Origin of the sequence: Fusibacter sp. 3D3 (assembly GCF_001748365.1) — a bacterium.
GTDB lineage: Bacteria > Bacillota > Clostridia > Peptostreptococcales > Acidaminobacteraceae > Fusibacter_A.
On sequence record NZ_BDHH01000010.1, the window covers coordinates 63791 to 86589 of the forward strand.

General features: G+C 36.9%; 19 protein-coding genes. 15 read left to right on the forward strand and 4 right to left on the reverse strand.

The features are described 5' to 3' along the window. Window positions 1-51: 51 nt before the first annotated feature. The 5 genes from F3D3_RS12500 to F3D3_RS12520 all read left to right on the forward strand — a co-directional run bounded on the left by F3D3_RS12500 (window position 52) and on the right by F3D3_RS12520 (window position 5655). Window positions 52-792, forward strand: coding sequence for a peptidylprolyl isomerase (locus F3D3_RS12500; protein ID WP_069874387.1), 741 nt, complete (start codon window positions 52-54; stop codon window positions 790-792). Between the two features lie 27 nt (window positions 793-819). Continuing rightward, window positions 820-1779: a 3'-5' exoribonuclease YhaM family protein gene (locus F3D3_RS12505; RefSeq protein ID WP_084389005.1), complete on the forward strand. Its 960-nt coding sequence runs from the start codon at window positions 820-822 to the stop codon at window positions 1777-1779. Window positions 1780-2099: 320 nt separating this feature from the next. After that, window positions 2100-4415, forward strand: a complete 2316-nt coding sequence (locus F3D3_RS12510) for an EAL domain-containing protein (RefSeq protein WP_069874390.1) — start codon at window positions 2100-2102, stop codon at window positions 4413-4415. A gap of 174 nt (window positions 4416-4589) precedes the next feature. After that, window positions 4590-4925, forward strand: coding sequence for a PadR family transcriptional regulator (locus F3D3_RS12515; RefSeq protein WP_069874392.1), 336 nt, complete (start codon window positions 4590-4592; stop codon window positions 4923-4925). A gap of 10 nt (window positions 4926-4935) precedes the next feature. Beyond that, on the forward strand, window positions 4936-5655 hold the full coding sequence (locus F3D3_RS12520; RefSeq protein WP_069874393.1) for a hypothetical protein: 720 nt from the start codon (window positions 4936-4938) through the stop codon (window positions 5653-5655). Window positions 5656-5726: 71 nt separating this feature from the next. Here the strand turns inward: F3D3_RS12520 and F3D3_RS12525 are convergent, their stop codons facing one another. Then, the gene (locus F3D3_RS12525; RefSeq protein ID WP_069874394.1) at window positions 5727-6230 is read right to left on the reverse strand and encodes an SEC-C metal-binding domain-containing protein; all 504 of its coding nucleotides are present in this window, start codon (window positions 6228-6230) and stop codon (window positions 5727-5729) included. A gap of 148 nt (window positions 6231-6378) precedes the next feature. Between F3D3_RS12525 and F3D3_RS12530 the strand changes: the two genes are divergently transcribed. The 3 genes from F3D3_RS12530 (at window position 6379) to F3D3_RS12540 (ending at window position 10703) form a co-directional block, all read left to right on the forward strand. Next, window positions 6379-7890: a carboxypeptidase M32 gene (locus F3D3_RS12530; protein ID WP_069874396.1), complete on the forward strand. Its 1512-nt coding sequence runs from the start codon at window positions 6379-6381 to the stop codon at window positions 7888-7890. Between the two features lie 35 nt (window positions 7891-7925). Then, window positions 7926-9152: a 6-phosphofructokinase gene (locus F3D3_RS12535; protein ID WP_069874398.1), complete on the forward strand. Its 1227-nt coding sequence runs from the start codon at window positions 7926-7928 to the stop codon at window positions 9150-9152. A 189-nt stretch (window positions 9153-9341) separates the two neighbouring features. Next, window positions 9342-10703, forward strand: coding sequence for an aldehyde dehydrogenase (locus tag F3D3_RS12540; RefSeq protein ID WP_069874399.1), 1362 nt, complete (start codon window positions 9342-9344; stop codon window positions 10701-10703). A gap of 57 nt (window positions 10704-10760) precedes the next feature. Here the strand turns inward: F3D3_RS12540 and F3D3_RS12545 are convergent, their stop codons facing one another. Together F3D3_RS12545 and F3D3_RS12550 are read right to left on the reverse strand one after the other, a co-directional pair. Continuing rightward, window positions 10761-11453 carry a response regulator transcription factor gene (locus F3D3_RS12545; protein ID WP_069874401.1) on the reverse strand — a complete coding sequence of 231 codons (693 nt, stop codon included), beginning with the start codon at window positions 11451-11453 and terminating at the stop codon, window positions 10761-10763. A gap of 8 nt (window positions 11454-11461) precedes the next feature. Next, window positions 11462-12892 carry a cell wall metabolism sensor histidine kinase WalK gene (locus F3D3_RS12550; protein ID WP_069874403.1) on the reverse strand — a complete coding sequence of 477 codons (1431 nt, stop codon included), beginning with the start codon at window positions 12890-12892 and terminating at the stop codon, window positions 11462-11464. Between the two features lie 192 nt (window positions 12893-13084). Here F3D3_RS12550 and F3D3_RS12555 point away from each other — a divergent pair, with 192 nt between their 5' ends. From F3D3_RS12555 to F3D3_RS12575, 6 genes are all read left to right on the forward strand, one after another. Next, window positions 13085-14005, forward strand: coding sequence for an alpha/beta fold hydrolase (locus F3D3_RS12555; protein ID WP_069874404.1), 921 nt, complete (start codon window positions 13085-13087; stop codon window positions 14003-14005). A gap of 205 nt (window positions 14006-14210) precedes the next feature. Beyond that, window positions 14211-15146: a hypothetical protein gene (locus tag F3D3_RS12560; RefSeq protein ID WP_069874406.1), complete on the forward strand. Its 936-nt coding sequence runs from the start codon at window positions 14211-14213 to the stop codon at window positions 15144-15146. Window positions 15147-15170: 24 nt separating this feature from the next. Further along, entirely contained in the window at window positions 15171-16127 is a 957-nt protein-coding gene (locus F3D3_RS12565; RefSeq protein ID WP_069874408.1) for an OmpA family protein, read from the forward strand. A gap of 215 nt (window positions 16128-16342) precedes the next feature. Continuing rightward, a complete protein-coding gene (locus F3D3_RS12570) occupies window positions 16343-19015 on the forward strand; it encodes a phosphodiester glycosidase family protein (protein ID WP_069874409.1) in 2673 nt (890 codons plus the stop codon). Window positions 19016-19441: 426 nt separating this feature from the next. Beyond that, on the forward strand, window positions 19442-19600 hold the full coding sequence (locus tag F3D3_RS24150) for a hypothetical protein (protein ID WP_175438368.1): 159 nt from the start codon (window positions 19442-19444) through the stop codon (window positions 19598-19600). Between the two features lie 10 nt (window positions 19601-19610). Beyond that, entirely contained in the window at window positions 19611-20003 is a 393-nt protein-coding gene (locus tag F3D3_RS12575; protein ID WP_207645377.1) for a hypothetical protein, read from the forward strand. An 82-nt stretch (window positions 20004-20085) separates the two neighbouring features. Here F3D3_RS12575 and F3D3_RS12580 read toward each other — a convergent pair whose 3' ends face one another. Continuing rightward, window positions 20086-21585 (reverse strand): sensor domain-containing diguanylate cyclase, encoded by a 1500-nt coding sequence (locus tag F3D3_RS12580; RefSeq protein WP_069874412.1) that lies wholly within the window; start codon window positions 21583-21585, stop codon window positions 20086-20088. A gap of 187 nt (window positions 21586-21772) precedes the next feature. On the opposite strand from F3D3_RS12580, the gene F3D3_RS12585 reads away from it, so the two are divergent. Then, complete coding sequence (locus tag F3D3_RS12585; protein WP_069874414.1) at window positions 21773-22780, forward strand: hypothetical protein; 1008 nt, start codon at window positions 21773-21775, stop codon at window positions 22778-22780. Window positions 22781-22799 lie beyond the last annotated feature (19 nt).

Consider the following 22799-nt stretch of genomic DNA (forward strand, 5'->3'; position numbering starts at 1 on the left):
ATGTGGAAGCTAGCAGGAATGTTGGCTTTTTCTATGAGAAGGGAGACATAAATGTCTAAAGTATTAGTAAAAGTAAACGGTAGAGAAATTACAGAAAATGATTTAAATGCATTTTTTGCAACATTAGGACAACAAGTACAAGGACAATTCCAAGGAGAACAAGGCATGGGACGTCTTTTAGATGAGCTCGTTTATCAAGAGTTGTTCTATGCTGAAGCGGTAGAGACAGATGTGGAAAATAGTCCTGCTTTTAAAGCGGAATTAGATAAAATGAAAGAAAGCTTATTAAAGCAATTTAACATTAAAACTTTAATTGATAGTGTTGAAGTAAGTGAAGCGGAAGCAAAAGCTTTTTATGAAGCAAATCCACACTATTTTGAATCGCCAGAACAAGTACAAGCTTCACATATCTTAGTAGATACAGAAGCAGAAGCTCAGAAGATCAAGACTGAAATCGATGGTGGGTTAAATTTTGAAGAAGCAGCGTCTAAATACTCATCTTGTCCGTCAAGTGAAAAAGGTGGCGACTTAGGCTTTTTCCAAAAAGGACAAATGGTACCAGAATTTGAAGCTGTGGCTTTTGAACTCGATGAAAATGTGGTTTCTGAACCGGTTCAAACACAATTTGGATATCACATAATCGTGAAAAAAGCATCTCAAGCAGGTGGCGTACAGGCATTGCCTATGGTCATTAACCAAATTATGCAGCAATTATTAATTCAAAAACAAAATGAAGCTTATCTTTCAAAAGTTGAAGCTTTAAAATCGAAATATACAATTGAAAAATTCTAGTTTGTCTTAATAAGAAAGGGTGTTAATGTGTTTGTTAAAGATTTAAAGATTGGTGAAGATGTCACCGCATTTTATCTCATCAAAGCTAAAAATGTAAAAACTTCAAGTGCAAATAAACCCTACATTGACTTTACCTTTCAAGACATTAGTGGTGAAGTGAATGGTAAACTTTGGGATGTCAAAGGGGATATTGAAAGTCTTTACAATCCTGGAGAAGTTGTTAAAGTACATGCAAGTGTGACTCAATGGCAATCTTCAGTACAGCTTAAAGTGATTAAAATTAGAACTTTACAAGAGGATGATCAAGTCGATTACAGTCAATTTATTCCCACTGCACCCATTGATGCTGAAACGATGTACAATGAAATTCTATTCTTTGTCAATAAAATGAGTACTAAAGATATTAAAAAGCTTGTATTGGCACTGCTTGAAGAATATAAACCCAAATTGATGTATTATCCAGCAGCAAAATCCAATCATCATGCGATTAAGGCAGGTCTTTTGTATCATATTTTAAGGATGCTCCGCTCTGGTGATGTTCTATGTGACATCTATAAGAATCTAAACAGGGATTTGGTTTTTGCAGGTGTTATATTGCATGATATTGAAAAAATGAATGAAATGGATGCGAATGAAGTGGGTGTTGTGGGCGAATATACCATGGAAGGTCAACTTTTGGGCCATATTATCATGGGTATTAAGAAAATAGAGCAAAAATCCGTAGAACTTAAAATTGATCGTGAAATTTCACTTTTGATACAGCACATGATTCTTTCTCACCATTATGAAGCCGAGTATGGAAGTCCTAAAAAACCCTTGATTCCAGAGGGCGAATTACTTCACTATCTGGATATGATCGATGCAAGGATGTATGACATGAACAAGGCGCTCCGAGATTTAGAGGAAGGTCAGTTTACGGATCCGATTTTTGTACTCGATAGGAGAAGACTTTACAAATCCTCTCTAAGTCAATCTGATATATCGTAGAGGTTCCTCAACGATTGAATTTTGACACTCTAGCAATAAGGTTGAATTAAAAATAGACTGAATGGATGCAGTGCATTCATTCAGTTTTTTTGTATAATCATTAGTTTTCGTCCAGCTTAGAGGCAGGAATGTTCAACCTGCTCTAAGCGGTTAGACGAAAACGTGTCAGCTAAAATGAAGTTTTGGGTGACAATGATGCTGAATAATCATCAAAATTTTAATATGTATTTTTTTAACTTTTAATTAACAACAATTTTTATTATAATAGTATAGTATGTACTGATTGATCGTTAGAATCAAATTTTATACATGGAGGCAAAATGGTATTAGAAATCACACTGGTGATGATCACATTTTCAATTATCACTTATATTGCTATAGGTATCAAGTCGGCTTATAAGGGGAGGGATCCGTTTAAAGATTTTTTTACATTTGGATATTCTTGGCAAATTATTGCTACGATCGTTTGCTATCTCATGTTCTACCCTAAGATTGCATGCTATATACAGCAGCAATGGTTGGTTTCTTTATTGTTAAATGGGATATTGTTTAGTGCTATTTTTTCTTATGTTAGATATGTTCGCCAAAGTAGGATTGAAAAAAAATACATAGCGAGCGTTCTTTCAATCATCTTAAGCTTAAATGCGTTAATGTTTATTCCCGTGGCATTTAAAAAGATTGACACGTCCCAATTACTAATATTGGGTAGCTTTATTTTCTTTGTGTTTTTTACGATCCTTTATTTTTTTAGAGATTATAGACAAAAAAATCTAGCCTTTGTGCAAATGTTTGTAGGCGGAGTCGTCTTTTTATCAGCAGCGATTATAAGACAAAATGAAATTGATTACTATTTAGTTGGAATCTCGAATGCAGCTCTATTTTTGATTGCTTTTGGCATTATTTTTTATTATATGGAGTATTCACATCTTAAATTAAGTGATAGCAAATTGAATTATAAAAATGAAAGCGAAAAGTATAAAAGGCTTAGTGAAAAATATGACATTGCGATGAAAGCTGTGCAAGAAGGCATATGGGAATATGAATATGAAAATGATATATTTCACATTACAGAAAGCATGGCAGCTCTATTGGGCATTAAAGAGGGCATACTGGTAAATGCACTGAAAACCATCAGAAGTAAGATCCATGTGGAGGACCTAGCCAAATGGGAGGGATTTGCATCTGCAAACCACACCGAACTCGTAGCCTTTATAAAAAAGAGTAGTGCGTACAAGGCTGAAATGGAATACAGAATAGAATTTCCAGATGGCGTCTATAGATGGGTCAGACAAAAAGTGTCTATACAGAGAGATGAACAAAGTGGCAAACAGAGTGTTTTCGGAGTGCTTTCAGTTATACAAGAGGTCAAAGAGGCTCAGCATGAAATCTACAAATTGGCATATGTGGATGGGTTAACGGAACTAAAAAATTTCACTTCTTTACGATTAGAGCTCGATAAAATGACAAGAGCGCATGTCGATAAAGCATTTCCAAAGATCAGGTTGATTTTATTGGATATAGATCGATTTAAATATATCAATGATATAAGAGGGCATCAATTTGGAGATCTGGTTCTTGCTAAAGTTGCACAGGAGCTCATAAAGAGCCAGGATCAAGTCTATCGTGTAAGCGGAACAGAATTTATGATTATACAGAAGATAGATAATGTCGTTTCTGGAAGTGAAGTCATTTTCAAGTATTTTGAAAAACCTTTTAACATCAACCGTTCTGATATTTACTTATCGGTGTCTATGGGCATTTTAGAAGGACCTGATTTGAATAAATGCAAACATTCTGATGAACTCCTGATGAAATTAGATCTTGCCAAAAATAGAGCTAAAGAATTAGGCGGAGGCTGTTTTGTAACCTTTGATGATACTTTGATTGAAACCATAAGTGAGAAGGTGAAAATCAGCGAAGCCTTAAGGGGTGCGATTTTAAATAATGAATTGGTCATGTTTTACCAGCCACAATTAGATTTGATCTCTCAAGAGATTGTGGGTTATGAAGCACTTTTGAGATGGACACTAAACAATCAAGAGATTGCTCCAGGAACCATCATAGAGATTGCAGAAGAAACAGGACAGATATCAGCTTTGGGAGATCATATTATTGAAATGGTTTTTAGAGATTTTAAATTATTAGGGCCCCATATGAAAGTGGCTATTAATCTATCCGTATTGCAATTGGAAGACACCCGTTTTTTAACACAAGTGGAAGCCTTGAGGGAAAAATATCAAGTGGATCCTTCTCGTGTGTATTTTGAAATCACAGAAAATATTTGGATTAAATCACAGCAGGAAAAGATATCTGTTTTAAACTTGTTAAGAGATAAGGGCTATAAGATTTCGCTTGATGATTTTGGAACAGGTTACTCTTCGTATAGTTATATCGAATCGCTGCCTCTGGATGAACTGAAACTGGACATGTCCTTTACGAAAAAAATGATGACTTCAGAAAAACACAAGCAGATGACAATCAATATCATTCAGCTGGGTAAAATATTTAATCTGTCGGTTATCTGTGAAGGCATAGAAACCGAGGAAGCTTTGAAATTTTTAACACTAAATGGTTGCGATATTGGACAGGGATACTTAATTAGTAAGCCTAAAGCAATCGCTGATTTAAGAAGTTAAAATGAAATTTGAATAAATGAAGTAAACCTCTATGAGGTTAGGCCATATAAAGCCTAACCTCATAGAGGTTTTTTTTTATCAAAAAAGATAAAGTATCTATTTGACATAAGAAATGATTTTGTGTACTATATACTTAGCAATGGTAAGCATATGATGCAGTAAAGGAGGTATCTCTTGAATATAATTAATCAGCAGCTTAAAAAAGGTGCTTTAGAAATTATTGTTTTAAAGATTATAAGCGAAGAAGATGTCTATGGATATGAACTTATAAAAAAATTAGAGCTTTATAGTGAACAGTATTTTTCTCTTAAAGAAGGTTCTTTATACCCGATATTGTATAGATTAGAAGATAAAAAGATGCTTGAAAGTTATCAAAAATCATTTGATGGCGAAAGAAGGGTACCACGTAAATATTACCGCATAACACGGGTCGGTTTGGAATGGCTTGAAAAGACAATGGATGAGTGGTATTTTTTTCAGTCAAAAATAGAGGCGATTTTGAAGCGATGAGGAGGTCAAAATGAAAATTAGAGCATTTGAACGCTATGTAAATCAAATTATAAATCAAATTCCAACGTCTTATAAAGTGAGAAGGCGAATTAAAATGGACTTGTTGGAAACGCTTTACGCTCAAGCTGAAGCAACTGACGTCAAAGATCCAATAGAAGCGATGGGGCCTGTGGCGGAAGTCGCAAGGGAGTTTACAGAAAACTTATTGGAACATCAAATAAAAAAGGGTCACTATCAATCGGAATTTAAAAGTGAAGTTAATTTTTTTGGTATACCGCTAATACATGTAATTAGAGGCAATTTGGGTACTGCATTTGGCATAATTGCTATTGGTCCAAAGTCAGTTGGGTTGATCAGTGTTGGCGGATTGGCACTAGGGATAGTCAGTTTTGGTGGCTTATCTGTTGGAATGATAACTTTTGGTGGCATTGCCTTAGGGTATAACTTGGCGATAGGCGGTATGGCAATATCAAAAGTATTGGCAGTGGGAGGCCTTGCAGTAGCCAATACATTGGCTATCGGAGGCCTTGCAATTTCAAAAGAGGTTGCGATAGGTGGACAAGCTTCAGGTGTATTGATGGGCTACACAGATACTTTTAAAGCACTTCATGGAAAAGAGATTTATGCGTTTCGATTACCTGCTCAAAGCGAAGCCTTTATGCTTAAAGTTAGAAGTCTTTATCCAAATATGAATGCATTTCTTAAGTGGCTAATACAACTTTTTCTATAATAAATAAGTTAAAAAAAGCTTATTACGAGTGCATGATAACACTGGTGATAAGCTTTTCTAGAATCAGTGGATTATTTGTTTAAGCAACATTTTTTGTATTTTTTACCGCTGCCGCATGGACAAGGATCGTTACGCCCAATTTTCTCTTCAATACGTACCGTAACAGAATCACCATACGTTCTCTTGATTTCTTTCTGTTTTTCTTTTGTTAAAATTTCATCCCATACTGGAATCGTGTAGAGCCACTCTGCTTTTGCTTTATGCATGTTAAAGTAAAGTTTTTCAAGATCAATTGAAAGTTCAAAAGCACTTTCTTCAGTGATCGTCTCTAAATCGACCTCAGTTTCAAGACTCGTATTGATACCATCTAAAAACCCTAAACATAAAACAGGTTCTAAATCGTACGTCTTGCAGAAATCAGCGATTGTACTGCTGATTTTAGTAGATTTGCTCTCTAAAATGGCCGCGTAGATATCTTTCTCTTTTGACAGATATTCATTCCAAAAAGCATCGGATTGTGCTTGATCTATGCCCTTACCTTCGAGTATTTCATTCCATGAATCGTATAGCGTCATATTGAATCTCCCTTCACTAAAATTCCAAAAATAAGTTTATCACAGAAATTAAATGGTTTCAACTTTTATATTTTTTGGTATAATCGTATAGTATAAGATTCATTATAACATATTGATATTTTCGTAGAACTGAAGGGAGCATAATAAAATGAATACAGATCAGATCAAGGATGCATTACATAGATTCGATGAAGCTCAGGGCAAGATTAAAGCTTTGAACTATGCGATGTCTATGTTGTTTTGGGATGCTTCGACTGGAGCTCCTAAAAGTGGCGCCGATGCAAGAAGTAAATCTATTGGAACAATGAGTGGTTTTTTATATCAATTAACTGTAAATGATCAACTAGATCAAGACTTGATACTCCTGATGGCAAACCTCGAGTCACTTGATGAAATAAGACGTGTCTCCGTGAGTGAAGCCAAAAAAGAATATGATAAACTCACAAAAATACCAATGCATGAATTTCAAGCATACAATGAACTGATTTCTAAATCTTCGATGGTTTGGGAAGAAGCTAAAGCACAATCTGATTTCAAGATGTTTGAACCTTATCTCGAAAAGGTGATCAACACGCTTTTGAAATTTGCGGATTACCGAGGATTCGAGGGGCATCCTTATAACTTATATATCGATGATTTTGAACCAGGGATGTCAGTGGATCAACTCAATGTTTTTTTTGATGAATTGAGAGCACGAGTGGTCCCTTTGCTCAAAAAAATATCGGATAAACAGCTTGAAATTCAAACGGATTTCATAAATAAAAGTTATCCGACGCATTTACAAGATCAAGTTTCAAGGCAACTTTTAGACCTAATGAAATTTGATTTGGACAGAGGTATGCTCAAGGAAAGTGTTCATCCCTTTACGATGGGTGTTGACATTGATGATGTGAGGTTAACGACGCACTATTATGAAAACGACTTAGCATCAGCCATGCTGAGTACAGCTCATGAGGGCGGACATGCCATTTACGAACAAAACATTGATCGTAAATTACAACCGACATTACTTGCGACGGGTACATCAAATGGGATTCATGAATCTCAATCGAGGATCTATGAAAACAATTTTTGTAAAAGCAAAGCGTTTGTTTCATATTTCTTACCGTATCTAAAGTCTGTCTTCCCTGAGCAATTAGAAGCGATTGACGTGGAAACCTTCTATAGGGGGCTCAACAAAGTTGAACCTTCATTTATCAGGATCGAAGCAGACGAATTAACCTACTCACTTCACATTATGATCAGATACGAAATTGAACTGGGATTAATTGATGGCACTATCAAAGTAGGTGAATTGCCGAGCGTTTGGAACCAAAAAGTTAAAGACTACTTAGGCATTGTCCCCAAAAATGATGCTGAGGGCGTCCTACAGGACGTACATTGGTCAGAAGGCTTATTTGGCTATTTCCCTACCTACGCGCTAGGAAGTGCTTATGCCGCTCAAATTGCGCACTATATGGGCAAGGAGATCGATATCGAAGCCTGTCTTTCAAGAGGTGATTTTGAACCGTTGACAAAATGGTTAAACAATAAAGTGCATCAATATGGTGCCTTAAAAAAACCAAATGAGTTAATTGAGCTCATTACAGGAGAGCGTTTAAATTCTAAGTATTACTGTGACTATTTAGAAGAGAAGTTTTCGAAGGTTTATGAACTTTAAGCCTCGAACAAGAATTGTGATTAGGAGGAAATAATATGAGTCAACAAGTATTAAAAGGTAATTTATTAGTCGCACAAGGTGGCGGTCCAACAGCGGTGATCAACCAGTCCATGGTAGGTGTTGTCCTTGAAGCTAGAAGATATGCTCAAGTGGAAAGAATTTATGGTGCAGTACATGGCGTTGAAGGCATCGTAAACGAAGAATTCATGGATTTGACTAGGGAAACGGTTGCTAACCTTGAAGCGGTTGCAGCGACACCTTCTTCAGGATTACTATCCACACGTGTTAAGCCGACACCAGAATTTTGTAAAAAAATGTTTGAATCTATGAAAGCACATAATATCAGATTTTTCTTCTACATCGGCGGTAACGATTCTTCTGATACCGTTAGAATTGTCAATGAAGAAGCAAAAAGTCAAAATTATGAATTCAGAGCGGTTCACATTCCTAAAACAGTGGATAATGACCTCGTAATCAACGATCATACGCCTGGCTTTGGCTCGGCTGCAAGATATGTTGCATCAGCATTTGCAGGCATTAATTATGACAACAGAGCTTTATCTGGCGTTTATATTGGCGTGATCATGGGCAGACATGCAGGCTTTTTAACAGGTGCTTCTGCACTTGGTAGAGTGTTTGAAGATGATGGTCCGCATTTAATTTACTTCCCAGAAAAACCCTTTATCATCGAAAGCTTCCTTGCAGATGTCAAAGGTGTTTATGAGAAACATGGCAGATGTATCGTGGCAGTTTCTGAAGGGATTCAAGATGAAACCGGCGAAGCAATCGTCACGAAACTCCAAGATAATGTCGAAAGAGATGCACATGGTAATGTTCAATTATCAGGTACTGGTGCACTTGGCGATTTATTAGTAGCAGAAGTTAAAGCGAAACTTGGCATTGGTAGAGTTAGAGCGGATACTTTAGGTTATATGCAAAGATCTTTCTTAGGTTGTGTGTCTGATACGGATCAAAAAGAGGCTAGAGAAGTTGCTGAAAAAGCAGTTCAATATGCTCTAATTGACAACCTAGATGGTTCAGTGGTTATGGAGAGAACAGGCGATTATGCAGTGAGCTATAGACTTGTTGATCTTAAAGAAGTTGCTGCAAAGACGAAGCATATGCCAGCAGAATTTATGAATGCAGAAGGCAACAATGTGACAGATGCATTTATCAAATATGCAAAACCCTTGATTGGATCTGGCTTCAACCCAGGCGCAAAATTAAGAGCGCCAATGGTTGCGAAAATATTAAATAAATAGGGCTAAATATCCCTTTCCTAAAACGGTACACAAAATGTGTGCCGTTTTTTTAAAATAGATCATAAGATGATTTTTTCAACAGTTTAAGGGTATCCATCCTATATTGAGTATGATGAAATCAATGGACAATGTGGAATGCAACTATTTCCGAAGCTTTATTGGACAATGATAGATACAAGGAGGCAATAAATGAAAGTGCTATTTAGACAGCAACAAAATTTTTATAAGAGTGGCTTAACACGATCTGTAAACTTTCGGATTAACCAATTGACGAAGCTCAAAGAGGGCATTTTGGTGTATGAAAAAGAAATATTGGATGCTCTTCAAAAAGACCTTGGGAAACCCCACTTTGAGGGCTATGCCACAGAAGTTGGATTTGTACTCGATAGTATATCGGATATGATCAAACATTTGCCTGAGTGGTCCAAGGATCAGCATGTTAAAACACCATTGCATCAGCCCATGGCGAAAAGTTACTACAAGTACGATCCCTATGGAACCGTTTTGATTGTAGCGCCTTTCAACTATCCGTTTCAACTCTTAATAGAGCCATTAATTGGTGCAATGGCTGCAGGAAATACCGCTATTTTGAAGCCATCGGAGTATACACCTTATACAGAGGCTGTTATTTTAAAATTGATCTCAAAATTATTTGATCCGAATTACATTGCTGTGGTTACAGGGGGGCGTGAGGCCACAACAGAGCTGATTAACTTACCCTTCGATTATATATTCTTTACAGGGAGTGTGCCTGTGGGTAAGGTTGTTATGAGAGCCGCTGCAGAAAATTTAGTGCCTGTTACACTTGAACTAGGAGGCAAAAGTCCTGTTATTGTCCATAAAGATGCTCATGTTAAAGTTGCAGCAAAACGCATTGCTTGGGGCAAATTTATGAATGCAGGACAAATCTGTGTGGCACCAGATTATGTTTATGTACACAAGTCGATAGAAAAAGCTTTCATAGATGAACTTACAAATGTTCTTGTGGATTTCTATGGAATCGCGCCTATAAAGAGTCCAGATTATTGCCGCATTGTAAATGAGAGGCATTTTGATCGAATTACGGCACTTATAGATCATAGCAAGGTAATCATTGGCGGACAATACGATCGCGCAGAACGCTTTATTGCACCAACTGTGATGAAGGGGGTCGAGTGGTCAGATGCAGTGATGAAAGACGAAATCTTTGGTCCAGTGCTCCCGCTTTTAACTTATGAAAATCTAGAAGAGGTCATCGATGAGGTGAGAGCACACCCGAAACCACTGGCATTTTATGTGTTTTCGGAAAATGAAAAGATACAGGACTTGCTCATGGAACAGATTGCTTTTGGTGGTGGTTGTATCAATGATACGATTTCACATGTGGCATCCTCATCGTTGCCATTTGGCGGCGTTGGGCATTCCGGTATGGGGTCTTATCATGGACACGATAGCTTTTTAACCTTTTCACATCGCAAAAGCATCTTGAAAAAGTCAACGAAGTTGGATTTGTCGTTGATTTATCCACCTTATAAAAACAATATAAAATGGGTGAAAAAATTATTGAAATAAAATAACCGCCCATTTCCAGCACTCACTTAGAGTAATTGGAAATGGGCGGTTTTACATTTAAATGATCTTGTATCCAACGCCCCAAACGGTTTCTATGAAAGTGGTGTTTGGCGAAACGGCTTCTATTTTTTCCCTTATGCGCTTGACATGTACTGTAACCGTAAACGCATCTCCCAACGAATCGTATTTCCACACGCGTTCATAAATTTCTTCTTTTGAGAACACACGACCTCTATTTTTAGCGAGAAGCACGATAATTTCAAATTCTTTTGGCGTGAGATCTAAAAGTTCGCCCATTACCGAAAAAGTTTTGGTCATTTCGTTGATGACCATATCTCTGATGACGATATTGGAATCTTCATAGGAGCCATCTTGAGCTGATTTCATCTTCTGATAACGTCTGAGATGTGCCTTCACTCTGGCGATGAGTTCACTGGTACTAAAGGGTTTCGTCATGTAGTCATCCGCACCTACACCGAGGCCAAGGACGATATCCATATCTTGATCCTTGGCAGAAATAATGATGATGGGGATGTCTTTAACCGATTGAATGCGTTTACAAATATCAATCCCGTTGCCTTTTGGGAGCATTAAGTCCAAAATAATGAGGTTGACATTTTCAAGCATGGGAATAATCTTTGTTAAATCGCCAGTTTCCTCGATGACGACTTCGTAACCATTGATTTCAAGATAATCCTTTTGAAGACGTGCAATACTCTGATCATCTTCAATAATGAGTATTTTTTCCATATATTCTCCTATTCTTCATCGTAAGCCATTAAACGCATTGAAACCGTTAAACCTTTAGAATCATTACTATATGCGCTTATACGACCACCATGTGATTCGATAATATCTTTACAGATGCTGAGACCAATACCACTGCCTTTGATATTGAGATTTCTAGATTTGTCAGATCGGTAGAAGCGCTCAAAGACTTTATTGAGGTCGTCTTCATTGAGGCCGATACCATTGTCTGAAATATTGATAAAGACACCGTCATCATCTTGATTCGCTAAGATGATTATTTCTAAAGGCTCATTGCTCCTGTATTTGATCGAATTTCCGATGATGTTGATAAAAACACGCATGAGCTTTTCAGGGTCAGCGAAAACATGAGTATCTTTAATGATGTAATGGAGCGAAAGGCTCCCCCCAATCTTCTTAACATCGGATTCAAGGGCGTCTAAACAATCGTATAAGAAATTTCTGAGATTAATCTTTTGACGATTGAGCTGAATACCTTGCTGATCGTATTTGGCGATTACGGATAAATCGTTTATGAGGCTTTCGATCATATAAGTCTTGGCCTCGATGGTATCCAAGTATTCTTTTTTCGTAATTTCCGTTTGGGCAACGCCGTCTTTCAAACCTTGGATATAGCCTCGGATAGAGGTGATCGGTGTTCTTAAATCATGTGATATATTGGCGATGATTTCTTTCTTTTCAAGTTCTAAAGTCTGTTGTTTTTCGACAGATTTCTTTAGAGACTGTCTCATGCGTTCAATACTGCTTGCAAGCTCATCAAAGTCGTCGTTCTCATAATATTCTAGATTTGCATTGAGGTTACCTCGACCGATCTCATTCGTGGTAAAGGTCAATTTACGGATACTACGCTTCAGCGGATTTGAAATCCATGAAAGGATAATGGAAAGCACGGCCACGTTGAATACGGTATAGAGCATTAAGAAGACCCGCTCGGATAGTGAGTAAGCCATGTCCAGTCTCGTGCTGTCAATTAAGAGCTTTATATCAATTGGACCTGCATTTAGACGTTCATAATGATGATGTTGGAGCGAGTATCTTTCATGTGGCGCATTTTCCAGTCGACCATCGAATAAGAATTTTTCAAAAATATTATTGTACTGAATTTGCTCAGAATACGTTGAATAATATAATGCGTTGTTCTCATAAACTTCAATGATTAAAAAAGAGGTGCTGTAGTCTTTTGATTCGTGCTTGAACCTTTCAGTGAGAAAAAATTCTGATGAATTGCTGTAGGGGGCAACGAATCCCTCAAATTCACTAGATACTTTTGAAAAATTGTTAAAAATATCATAGTAAGTGTCAAAAAAGTGAATGAAATTCAGATTGTCGCTCAAAAAATTACTGGTGACCATTGTTGTGGCAATGGCAGGAATCACAATGATCAATATGAGCGAGATGATAAATTTAGTTCTTATTTTCATGATTACCTCATTTGTATCTCAAAAGTGGTCAGCGAAAGTCGCTTTATTTGTCTTCTCCTTTATTATATTATAACATCCTGTCATTTTTCTAAATGAAAAATTACAAATTAATAAATAAATTAGGTTTTCTTAAAGAATTGGACTTTCAAAAAGTGCTATAATAAACCATAATCATGTGATGAGGAGAGACTAATGTTCAAAAAAAAAGAAAATCAACCTTTGAGTTTAAAGGAAGCACACTACAAGTATGTATTGGAAGAAGACTTTGCGCACTATGCTGAATTTAAATCAAAGTTGGTTTATAAAACAAGAACCATCAGAGATCATGAAGTGCGTTATATAGAGAGAGGGGCAGGTCCACTACTCTTGATGTTACCGGGTTCAACTGGAAAAGCATTGTCTTTTTATGAGTACATAGAAGCATTTTCTGATAATTTCAGAACGGTTGCTATAGATTATCCCATCGTTGCATCGCTCAGTGAAATGAAGACGCTCATAACAGCCTTTATACTGGAAATTAAAGTGCCTGAAACGCCGGTATACGTCATGGCAAATTCATTTGGCACTGTGATTCTTCAAGAAATACTGATAGAATCGCCTGAATTATTTGATCAAATTTTCTTTATTCATGGGATTAGTAAGGACGACTTAGTGTCTAAAAAAACCGTTAAGCTACACCAACGTTCTATCAAGAGCTTTTTAAAATCGGTTTCATTTCTCAATTATGAAAGTTTTCAGAGGAGATTTGGCAAAAGAATTCGAAAAAGTGTCAATATCTACCCAGATCATATCAGCATGAGACTTTTCTGGGAAGGGTTCTATGAAGAAATGATTTATGACACGACTCAAAATGAGATGATTTCAAATTATAGGTTCATGAAAGATTTTTGGACGAATAGGACTTATGATAAGGCTCAGTTTGAAAAAGTAATAAAGCCAGTCTTCATCATTGAATCTTTAACGGATATGGATGCAGAACGCTCTGAAAAATTGGCGCTTTGTTCGCTTTTTAAGGGACATGAGCTGTTCGTATTAAAAGGGGATGCCAATTTATCACTCATCAAAAATAAAGATGAAATTGTTGACTTGGTGCATCATAAGATTATTAAATAATGCTTAAAATAATATTATGATTCATTTACAGGGCACTATTTTAAATTTTATTATGTTAACATGGTATTAGGTATTCTAACTTACAAATTATAAGATAGACGATCAAGGACTTTCCGTAAAAACATCATATGGTAGCGGGTTGCTCAACTTTTGGACTTTGACACCCAAGCCATCAGTACAAAAAGAAAATTAGGAGGTAGAGATTATGATTCAAATGATACTCAGCATGAATCCTATTGGTCAGTTGATCATAGGTGTGATTGTGATTATTTTGGTATTAACTGTTGTGGCACTTTTTAGAATAAAGGCAAGATATCTTGGCCTAATTTACGATATTGCTGAACATGAAAATCGAAATAATGCCGTTTTTAAAAATGAGATCAACAATGCCATTGTGGATGATTTTAAATCGGCACAATCTTTAAAAATTCAAGAAGTGAACACACCCTCTATTATTGATAAAAACATTAATCTATTCTTGAGTAAGACCTTGTTAGCAGAGCGATTTGCTCAGAGAGCTTCGGCCCTTATGATCGTTTTAGGATTAGTGGGGACCTTCTTTGGTTTGACACTTTCCATTTCAGAACTGGTATCGCTTTTGAGCAACACCAGCGAGGCGATTATTGGAGATGTGAATATGATCACGGGTGGTCTATTAAGCTCAATAAACGGGATGTCTGTGGCATTTGTGACTTCTTTATTTGGTATTACAGCTTCCATTTTAGTCAATCTATTGACGATTATATTTGGGATTCATGAAACACGAGAAAGTTACATTGCAGTCGCTGAAGAATATTTAGACAATGTTTTAGGCCTTAAAATTCAAGACTTAACACATACTGATGAAAATGGTAAAACACCGCTTGAAAATGCATTTGAAGCACTTGGAGAGCAACTTACAAAGAGCCTAGATGATGTTTCGCAACAAATGAGCTATCGCTTAACGGTGGCCTCTTCCAATATGAAGGATACCGCTGAAACGATTGAGAAGAGCCTTTCGACATTTGATCAGTCCATTCAAACTTTTTCTCAAAACACGAGAGATTTTGCTGAGTTCAATCATCATTTAAAAACCAATATTCAAAGAATGTCAGTGGCATTTGAAGATTTGACGGATGGCATTAAGGAAAATCGGAAATAAGCTTGAAGTTTTAAGGAGGAGCATATGAAAGCGAGAAAAAGACGCATTCATCAGGTTGACCAAGAAAATTTCTGGCCTTCTTTTACAGATATGATCTCCACAATTGCCATTATTTTATTCTTCGTCATGTTTTTGATGTATATCAATAACATTGTCACAGGCAAGAGCTTGGAGTTCATGAAAAAAGATCTTGATGATACGCAAAAGCAATTAGAAGCAAGTAAACTGGAAATCAGTCAGGCTCAAGAAAATTTGAGACTTTTAAAGATTGATTTAGACAGTACCATGGCAGAGGTTCAACAGGGGCAGATTGCACTTAAATTATCTCAAGAAGAGATTGATGCTCAAAAGCAAATTATTGCCAGCAGTAATCAAGAACTGGGTAATTTGAGACAAAAACTTCAAGGTATAGCCGTTTTGAGATTGGATGTCCTCACAGCAGTTAAAGACAGTATAGAGGCGAATATTGGTAAGACGAATACGGCTGGAGAGCCACTGGTTACCATAAGTGATACTGGTAATATCATTATCAATGAAAGCTTGGTTTTTGATACCGATTCTTACGTCATTAAAGAAGGTGGAAAAGCACTATTAGATCAACTTGCAAAATCTTTTGAAGAAGTGCTTAAAGATCCTGAAATTAGATCCAGTATAGATTCGATCAACATTCAAGGTCATACAGATGAACGGGGAACAGGTTCATATAATAGAGACTTGGGTTCTAAAAGAGCAACTGCGGTTGTCAACTATTTGATGGTATCCAATTCAAACCTCGAGAGCCAATTTGGGAAGTACTTCTTAGCAAGTTCGTTCTCGGAATACCGAAAAGTGGTGACGGGTACAACAGACGAAGCTTATGCGCAAAATAGAAGAATTGAAATCAGTGTGATTCTAAAGGATTCGCATATTCAAGATGTTATTAATGAGTACTTACAAGAATCACTAAAAGCCTTTGAAAACACACAGAATTCGGGGCAATAAAACCAATTGAAGTGCGTCGTATAGGTCGCATAAATTTATAAAATTAAAGGTGCATGATTCAGTGTTAATGACACGTGATATGCACCTTTTTTATAACCCTAAAATGTCATTAACTCGTAATCTGAAATTCATTGCATGGACACAATAAAAATGTATAATGTAAGAGATAAAATTTATACACAGCATATAGAACAGAAACGTTTGGAGAGGGAGATATGAAAAAACGCATTAGTTTGTTATTGATTATTATGATGATTTTATCGCAATGTTTAACATTTGCGGATTATGTTACGGTTTATGAAACAAAGAGTGATTTAGAGTATTTGGCAGATGGTGTTACCAAACAAACCATCATGAGATATACCAACGAAGGTTGGTTAAATATCAATGTGGTCAGAGTAGATCTTACAAAGCAAATGGACCTCACGGTTTTAACAGACGATAAGTTGTCCAGTAGAGACACGCTGTCTAAATTGCTGGATAAAAACAACGCGGATCATTCTGTGGTAGCTGCCATCAACAGCGACTTTTTTGATACCGCAAACAACACGACTATGGGGAACTTAGTACGAGATGGCAAAGTGCTCACGACAAGTGTGGGCTTAGATGAATTTGCTTCGTTTAATGTCACGAAAGACAACGTGCCCTATATAGGTTATATCAATTCGCCCAATAACAGCTTTACCAATGGTGTTTACACACAGAAGTTGACTTATATCAACAAGCCTTACTTGTCTTATGATCGAAGCATCTTATTTACATCAGATTGGGCATTACAGTCTTATGGTAATACCTTAGAGCAGGACATCGTTGAGCTTTTGGTCCAAAATGATGTCATAAAAGAGATCAGAAGAAAAGGATATCCTTTTACGATTCCACCTAACGGATACGTGATCTCATGTGTGGGACAGGATATTAATACAGCCTTATCCAATTTTAAAGTTGGAGATCCAATCACAGTAAATTATGATGTCAACTTTAGATATATGGATTTGAGCATCGGTGGTGGGGCGCAGATCGTTGCCGAAGGCCAAGTGCTTAAAACCTTTTCTCAAAATATAACGGGTAAACATCCTAGAAGTGCTGTTGGTATTTCTAAAAATCGGAAAGAGCTTACGATGGTAACCATTGATGGTAGAACGTCTTCGTTTAGAGGGGTTACTCAGACGGAACTTGGCAACATCATGATTGGGCTTGGCGCCTATGAAGCCATTAATCTCGATGGTGGGGGATCCACTCAAATGGTGGTTCAATCCCCGTGGGAAACATCTCCAACGATTGTAAATTACCCATCTGATAGTAGCGAACGTAAAATGTATACGGGACTTGCAGTGGCAAAAGTGTTATCGGATACACCTGTGTTGCTTCAAACGAAGATCGATCTGGACAGTCCTAACCTTGTTCTGGGCACTAAAACACCGATTGGGCTCAAAGCAATTGATTCTAACTATGTGCCGATGGACATCAATGCAGAGCATATAACTTGGAGCTTAACAGGTGTTCAGGGCAAAGTTGAAAAGGGTATTTTGACAACGCAATCTGAAGGGGAGGGTGTTCTTAAAGCCGTCTATGAAGGCCATAGTGCGGAATTTGTAATTCATGTTTATGACAACGCGGTGAAGCTCAACGTTTTCCCCTCTATTATAAAGGTAGACAAAAATGAGCGCAAAGCACTTTCGTTTTCTGTGACAACAAATGATGGCAAGAACATTGACTTGTCGAAAGACTCCGTAAAAGTGACCATGCCTGAGCTCGTGGGAACTTATGATCCTGAATCGGGTAGTTTTATAGCTGGAAACGGTGCACAGCAAGCTTTGGCTACATTTGAGTTCAATGGTCTTGTGAGTTATGTCCCTGTGGCGGTGGGCACTCAAAAGGTGACACTGGCAAGCTTTGAAAAGCCTACAGGAAAATTTGTAAGTTATCCAACGACTGTAGCGGGCAAGTATAGAGAGATACCAGTGCCTAAAAATGGCTTACAGTCTGGTATTTTAGAATATGATTTTACGGGATCTTCGGATACAAGAGCGGTCTATGTTGAATTTAACGAACCACTTGAATTGCCTGAAAATACGCAATCCATAGGGATGTGGGCTTTTGGTGATTATGGAAATGATCACTGGTTGAGAGGTAAAATCACAGATGCAGCAGGAGTAGCGACAAACATTACGTTCGCAAGACATGTGGATTGGGAGGGCTGGCAGTATGTCACTGCAGAACTTCCAAGTGATATGGTCTATCCACTACAACTCAGCAGAATTTATCTTGTTGAAACAGATGCTGAGTTAAAAGATCAGGGCACCATTTTGATGGACGATATCACTGCTATTGTGGGTCAAAATATCATCCTACAGGTACCCGAGCCTATTACCAAAATCAAAGCGCTATCTTCATATAGCATTCCAGCAGAACTCAAGAGTAAGACTTTGAAATTTGTCTTTAGCGATCTCAAAAACGATTTGCTTGCCTCATATGATCAAGTTGTGCTCAAAGACAGTAAGGCAAAGATGAGTATAGAAGAAAAACAAGGTGCTTGGGTGATTCGTATGAACAATATAGGCTCCAGTATCAGAACGAATGATTACACACAATGGACGAAGCTCATAGCCTTTGCTCAACAAAGTATAAAAAAGCCAGTCATTGTTGTGATGAACGATATCAATAAATACAATGATTCCTATGAAGGGGAATTGCTCATTAAACAATTGGGTATCATAAAAGCTCAAGGTGTTGATGTGGCAGTTATCTATCCGACAACGAATCCAGATTATGATATTAAGAGCAATAATGGGATTACGGTGATCCGTGTTCCTAAGGTTAAAACTTCTGTGTATGGTCTATCCGTAGCAGCAAGCCAATCTAAACTACACTTTGAAATTATTAAGTAGATAATGTCTTAAAAAAGTAATTTCATAACAAATAGATGACAAAAGAAGATGTTCACTGGACATCTTCTTTGCTTTGATATAATATAACCCTTAGGGGAGATAGCCTCCACTTCATAAAGTGGAGATGCCACCTTTTGATGAAGCATAAAAATAATGGTAAAACAGGAGGATTTATGACACCTTCAATGAACTAATCCGATGGAACAAAATAAGCATGTGGACCCTTATCCTTAAGGGTTATTAAATATGCTTAGAGGGATTAGTTGTGTCATGACTTTATACGATAGATAGTTGTATAAGACAGGGATGACCTGTTTTTTTAGTGCTAAAACGACAAATACCTCTAAGCTTAAGAGGAGGACGATTCTATGAGAGAACCCATATCGCTGATTATAACGGACACTTTATAATCAGGAGGTATAATAGATGATAGCCAAATATTCGATTCAATTTATACCTCTGCAAACCATGAGAAGAGGTATAGAAATAGATGAAATCGAAGCAGATAAATTGGGTTATCCAGACGAATGGCGCTTCAGAAGTGACACGCTATTGCCACAATTGTGGCCAAAAAGTGGTCTTTAAAGATTCACTTGTGAGAAGACAAAATGCAAATGGCAAAAACATTCACCATTTTGCAATTTATAAATGTGACAGCGGACATACTTGGAATCAAAAGATAGAGCAGTTTAAGACTATAGAGCACTTAGAGAACAAAAGAGGTTCATTCGATTCAACGGAAGCATCATCAGCGCATTGCGAAGTTGCCATCGAAACCCTCCTCGCAGAGGGGTACGAAATGCTTGAAATTGCATTCGAAAGCACGGAAAAAATAAGAGTGGACAAATTGCTCTCAAAGTCTATTTTAGATCGATCACGGACACAATTAAGTCGATTTTTTACAGAAGAACGTGTGACTGTAAATGATAAAATTGTGAGTGGTTGTTATAAAATCAGTCAAAAATCAATAATCAAAATCAAATTATAATTAAAGGTGCCCTCTTCAAAATGCGTAAAATCATTTTGAAGAGGGCCTTTTTATAGGTTTATTTGAGTAGAGTTTATTAAAGCTATTGCCTAGAGTATGCTTTTACAAATTGATTCTTACCATTCGATTTTGCCTTATACAGAGCGGTATCGGCCTGATGAATAAACATACCGCGTGAAGTGGTCAGACTTGGGATAATCGCATGGATACCGCCACTGATTGTGAGATAGCCTTGGTCGCTGAGTTTATGCGGGATTTTTAGATTTCGGATGTGCTCTAAAAGTTTTTTGGAAATAAATTCGAGCTCATCGATATCTTGATTATAATATATAATTGCAAATTCCTCGCCACCATATCTAGCAGTCATTAAAGCATTATCACAAAAGAGAGCGACTTCTCTCGCCAACATAGACAATGCTTCATCACCTTGAACATGACCATAGATGTCATTATAGGCCTTAAAATCATCCACATCGAAGAGAATTAATCCGATTTGTTTGCGCTCTTGAAATCCCTTTGAAATCAGTTCATCCAACAAATCATCAAATGCAAAGCGATTATGAAGTCCTGTGAGACCATCATGTTCAGCTCTGAAAGCCAAGAGATTGTTTGCAGCTTCAAGTTTGGTATTTATAATTTCAAGAGATGCATTTTTTTGTTCAAGTGCCATTGTCGTGAAAATTAAACGATGGCTTAATTTATGGATATAAAATAAAACGCCCATAAACAGTACCCAAAAGAGCAAATTCACAATTGTCTGTGGACGAATCCAGAAGGCAAGGCGATGCGTATAAAGGGATAAATCAACTTTTGAACCTATGAGCCAGTTGAGCTCTTCAGAATAATAAAAAACGTAAAGATCATGGTTCTCGGTAATTTCAGTAAGGTAGCCTGGCGTTATTTTTGCCTTGTTAAAACGCATCACAAACTCACCCTGAATCATCTGATTAATCTTTGAGAGGTCAGAAGTATCCGCCAATATCAGGCCGCTATCATTTACGATAAAAGAGTCGAAATGATCAGAATTTCTGATCTCCAATAATTTTGAACTGAGATCATCTAGATATAGATCTGTACTCAAAACACCTACGAGTTTATTTTGCACATAAAGGGGGGTACTGATGGCGATTACGGCATTATTGGATATACGGTCTACATAAACATTTGATATAATGGTTTTATTTTTTTTCAGGGCCTCTTTATACCACGATCTTTCCCTTGGATCATAGTCATCAGGAGGCAACCAATCCGTACTCGAAGCAAACTGCCCGTTTAGAAAGCCAATATAGGTTTCGTGTTTTAATTCTGACGAAAAATCATAGCTCAAGTATTTATTTGCAGTCATCGAATAATTGAGTTCAGAAAGCGTCAATTGGTTAAGTTGACTTTTAATCAAATCAACGCCTTTTACATAATCCAATAACCAGGCTTCAAAAATTTTAAGATCGGTGCTCATGGTATTCTTTAAGTGATCTTCGGTTCTTTGAACCTCTTCGGTTTTAAAAGTATAAATATTATATAAGGTAAGCGTTAACATAATCAATGCAAGCAAGAACATTGGATTTTGTCTTTTTAGTTTCATAAAACACCTCTAAATTTCTGTCCTCAAACATTATATCTCATTTGCGCCGATTCTTAAATGAAGAAGTTATGCTTTAAAAGTAAGAATAAGATTAGAGAACCGTAAGAAAAAATTAAGTGAATACTAAACTGCTGTAGGTAGTTGGGTACTTAAAATAAGCGTATCATGAGTTACAGAGGTGATATTAATGCTGAATTTTAAATCCAAAACGCTTAGTGAGCAAGACCTTATGGTGCAACTGAAAATTGTAATTGAAAGTTGCGATAAATCAGATTTTAAAACTAAGAAATTTGTAGGATTGCTTTATGATTATATACCCTATAATAATGGCTTAAAAACAAGGCTCGAGTTGATTGGAAAAACGGGTTATATAGAAGAGGTTATGAAGCTTGGCAAAGAGGCTGATAGCAATACTAAAAAGCTTGAAAGATTTTCTGTTCAAATCGCAAGCGAGTATGGATTTAGACCAGAAGTGATGATCAAAACTTTCAAATTGCTTGCAAAGACGCTTAATATTCCGGTCAAGTTGGAGCAAAGTGAAATTTCAAATGAAGGCAGTCAAATTATTTCAAACGCAGTTAAGGGGAATTTTTCAAAAAATCATAGAAAAGAGGCTGTGGAAAATGAAGTTAAGGGGTTGAGCGCTGTAGCCGCTAAATCGACGTTACCCAGCAAATCCGAAAATACGAGACCGACTTATGCCCCCCAAAATAAAAAAAGGTGGATCAGAAATAAGGGAAATTTGGTTAAAATACTATTTTACCTAGTTGCAGTTGTAGGTGGAGAACTCTACTTGAATAATTACTTCGGTAATGCACCAGTCGCGCTTCGTGCTTTTGAGTCAGTGGTGGTGATGTGGTGGCCTATATTGATCGTTGCAAGTGTTTTAATAAGTTTGATTGTGAACTTTGCATATAAAAAATTCAAAGTCAATTTAGCTAATTTTTTTCCAATCATTATGCTCATCTTCCAACTTGTTGGTATCGCTTTTAAAGTTGAAATACCTGTACTATATGAAAATATACAGGCAACAATTCTTTTGGTGCTAGTCGGCAGTTTTATTTTAACCACAGGATATGCCATTCGACTTCCAAAAGGTGCAACCGATTTTATAGCCCATAAAGCAATTTACAGTTATTATGCAACCGGTATCCTCTTTTTTCTAGGACAATATTTAGTGAGAATATCGGTATAAGTCAATTCAACAATAAGAA

What these genes read in the sequence shown, in the direction of transcription:
- F3D3_RS12500 (WP_069874387.1), top strand. Translation starts at nt 52, where the DNA reads ATGTCTAAAGTATTAGTAAAAGTAAACGGTAGAGAAATTACAGAAAAT.
- F3D3_RS12510 (WP_069874390.1), top strand. Translation starts at nt 2,100, where the DNA reads ATGGTATTAGAAATCACACTGGTGATGATCACATTTTCAATTATCACT.
- F3D3_RS12520 (WP_069874393.1), top strand. Translation starts at nt 4,936, where the DNA reads ATGAAAATTAGAGCATTTGAACGCTATGTAAATCAAATTATAAATCAA.
- F3D3_RS12525 (WP_069874394.1), bottom strand. Translation starts at nt 6,230, where the DNA reads ATGACGCTATACGATTCATGGAATGAAATACTCGAAGGTAAGGGCATA.
- F3D3_RS12530 (WP_069874396.1), top strand. Translation starts at nt 6,379, where the DNA reads ATGAATACAGATCAGATCAAGGATGCATTACATAGATTCGATGAAGCT.
- F3D3_RS12535 (WP_069874398.1), top strand. Translation starts at nt 7,926, where the DNA reads ATGAGTCAACAAGTATTAAAAGGTAATTTATTAGTCGCACAAGGTGGC.
- F3D3_RS12540 (WP_069874399.1), top strand. Translation starts at nt 9,342, where the DNA reads ATGAAAGTGCTATTTAGACAGCAACAAAATTTTTATAAGAGTGGCTTA.
- F3D3_RS12545 (WP_069874401.1), bottom strand. Translation starts at nt 11,453, where the DNA reads ATGGAAAAAATACTCATTATTGAAGATGATCAGAGTATTGCACGTCTT.
- F3D3_RS12550 (WP_069874403.1), bottom strand. Translation starts at nt 12,892, where the DNA reads ATGAAAATAAGAACTAAATTTATCATCTCGCTCATATTGATCATTGTG.
- F3D3_RS12555 (WP_069874404.1), top strand. Translation starts at nt 13,085, where the DNA reads ATGTTCAAAAAAAAAGAAAATCAACCTTTGAGTTTAAAGGAAGCACAC.
- F3D3_RS12560 (WP_069874406.1), top strand. Translation starts at nt 14,211, where the DNA reads ATGATTCAAATGATACTCAGCATGAATCCTATTGGTCAGTTGATCATA.
- F3D3_RS12565 (WP_069874408.1), top strand. Translation starts at nt 15,171, where the DNA reads ATGAAAGCGAGAAAAAGACGCATTCATCAGGTTGACCAAGAAAATTTC.
- F3D3_RS12570 (WP_069874409.1), top strand. Translation starts at nt 16,343, where the DNA reads ATGAAAAAACGCATTAGTTTGTTATTGATTATTATGATGATTTTATCG.
- F3D3_RS24150 (WP_175438368.1), top strand. Translation starts at nt 19,442, where the DNA reads ATGATAGCCAAATATTCGATTCAATTTATACCTCTGCAAACCATGAGA.
- F3D3_RS12580 (WP_069874412.1), bottom strand. Translation starts at nt 21,585, where the DNA reads ATGAAACTAAAAAGACAAAATCCAATGTTCTTGCTTGCATTGATTATG.
- F3D3_RS12585 (WP_069874414.1), top strand. Translation starts at nt 21,773, where the DNA reads ATGCTGAATTTTAAATCCAAAACGCTTAGTGAGCAAGACCTTATGGTG.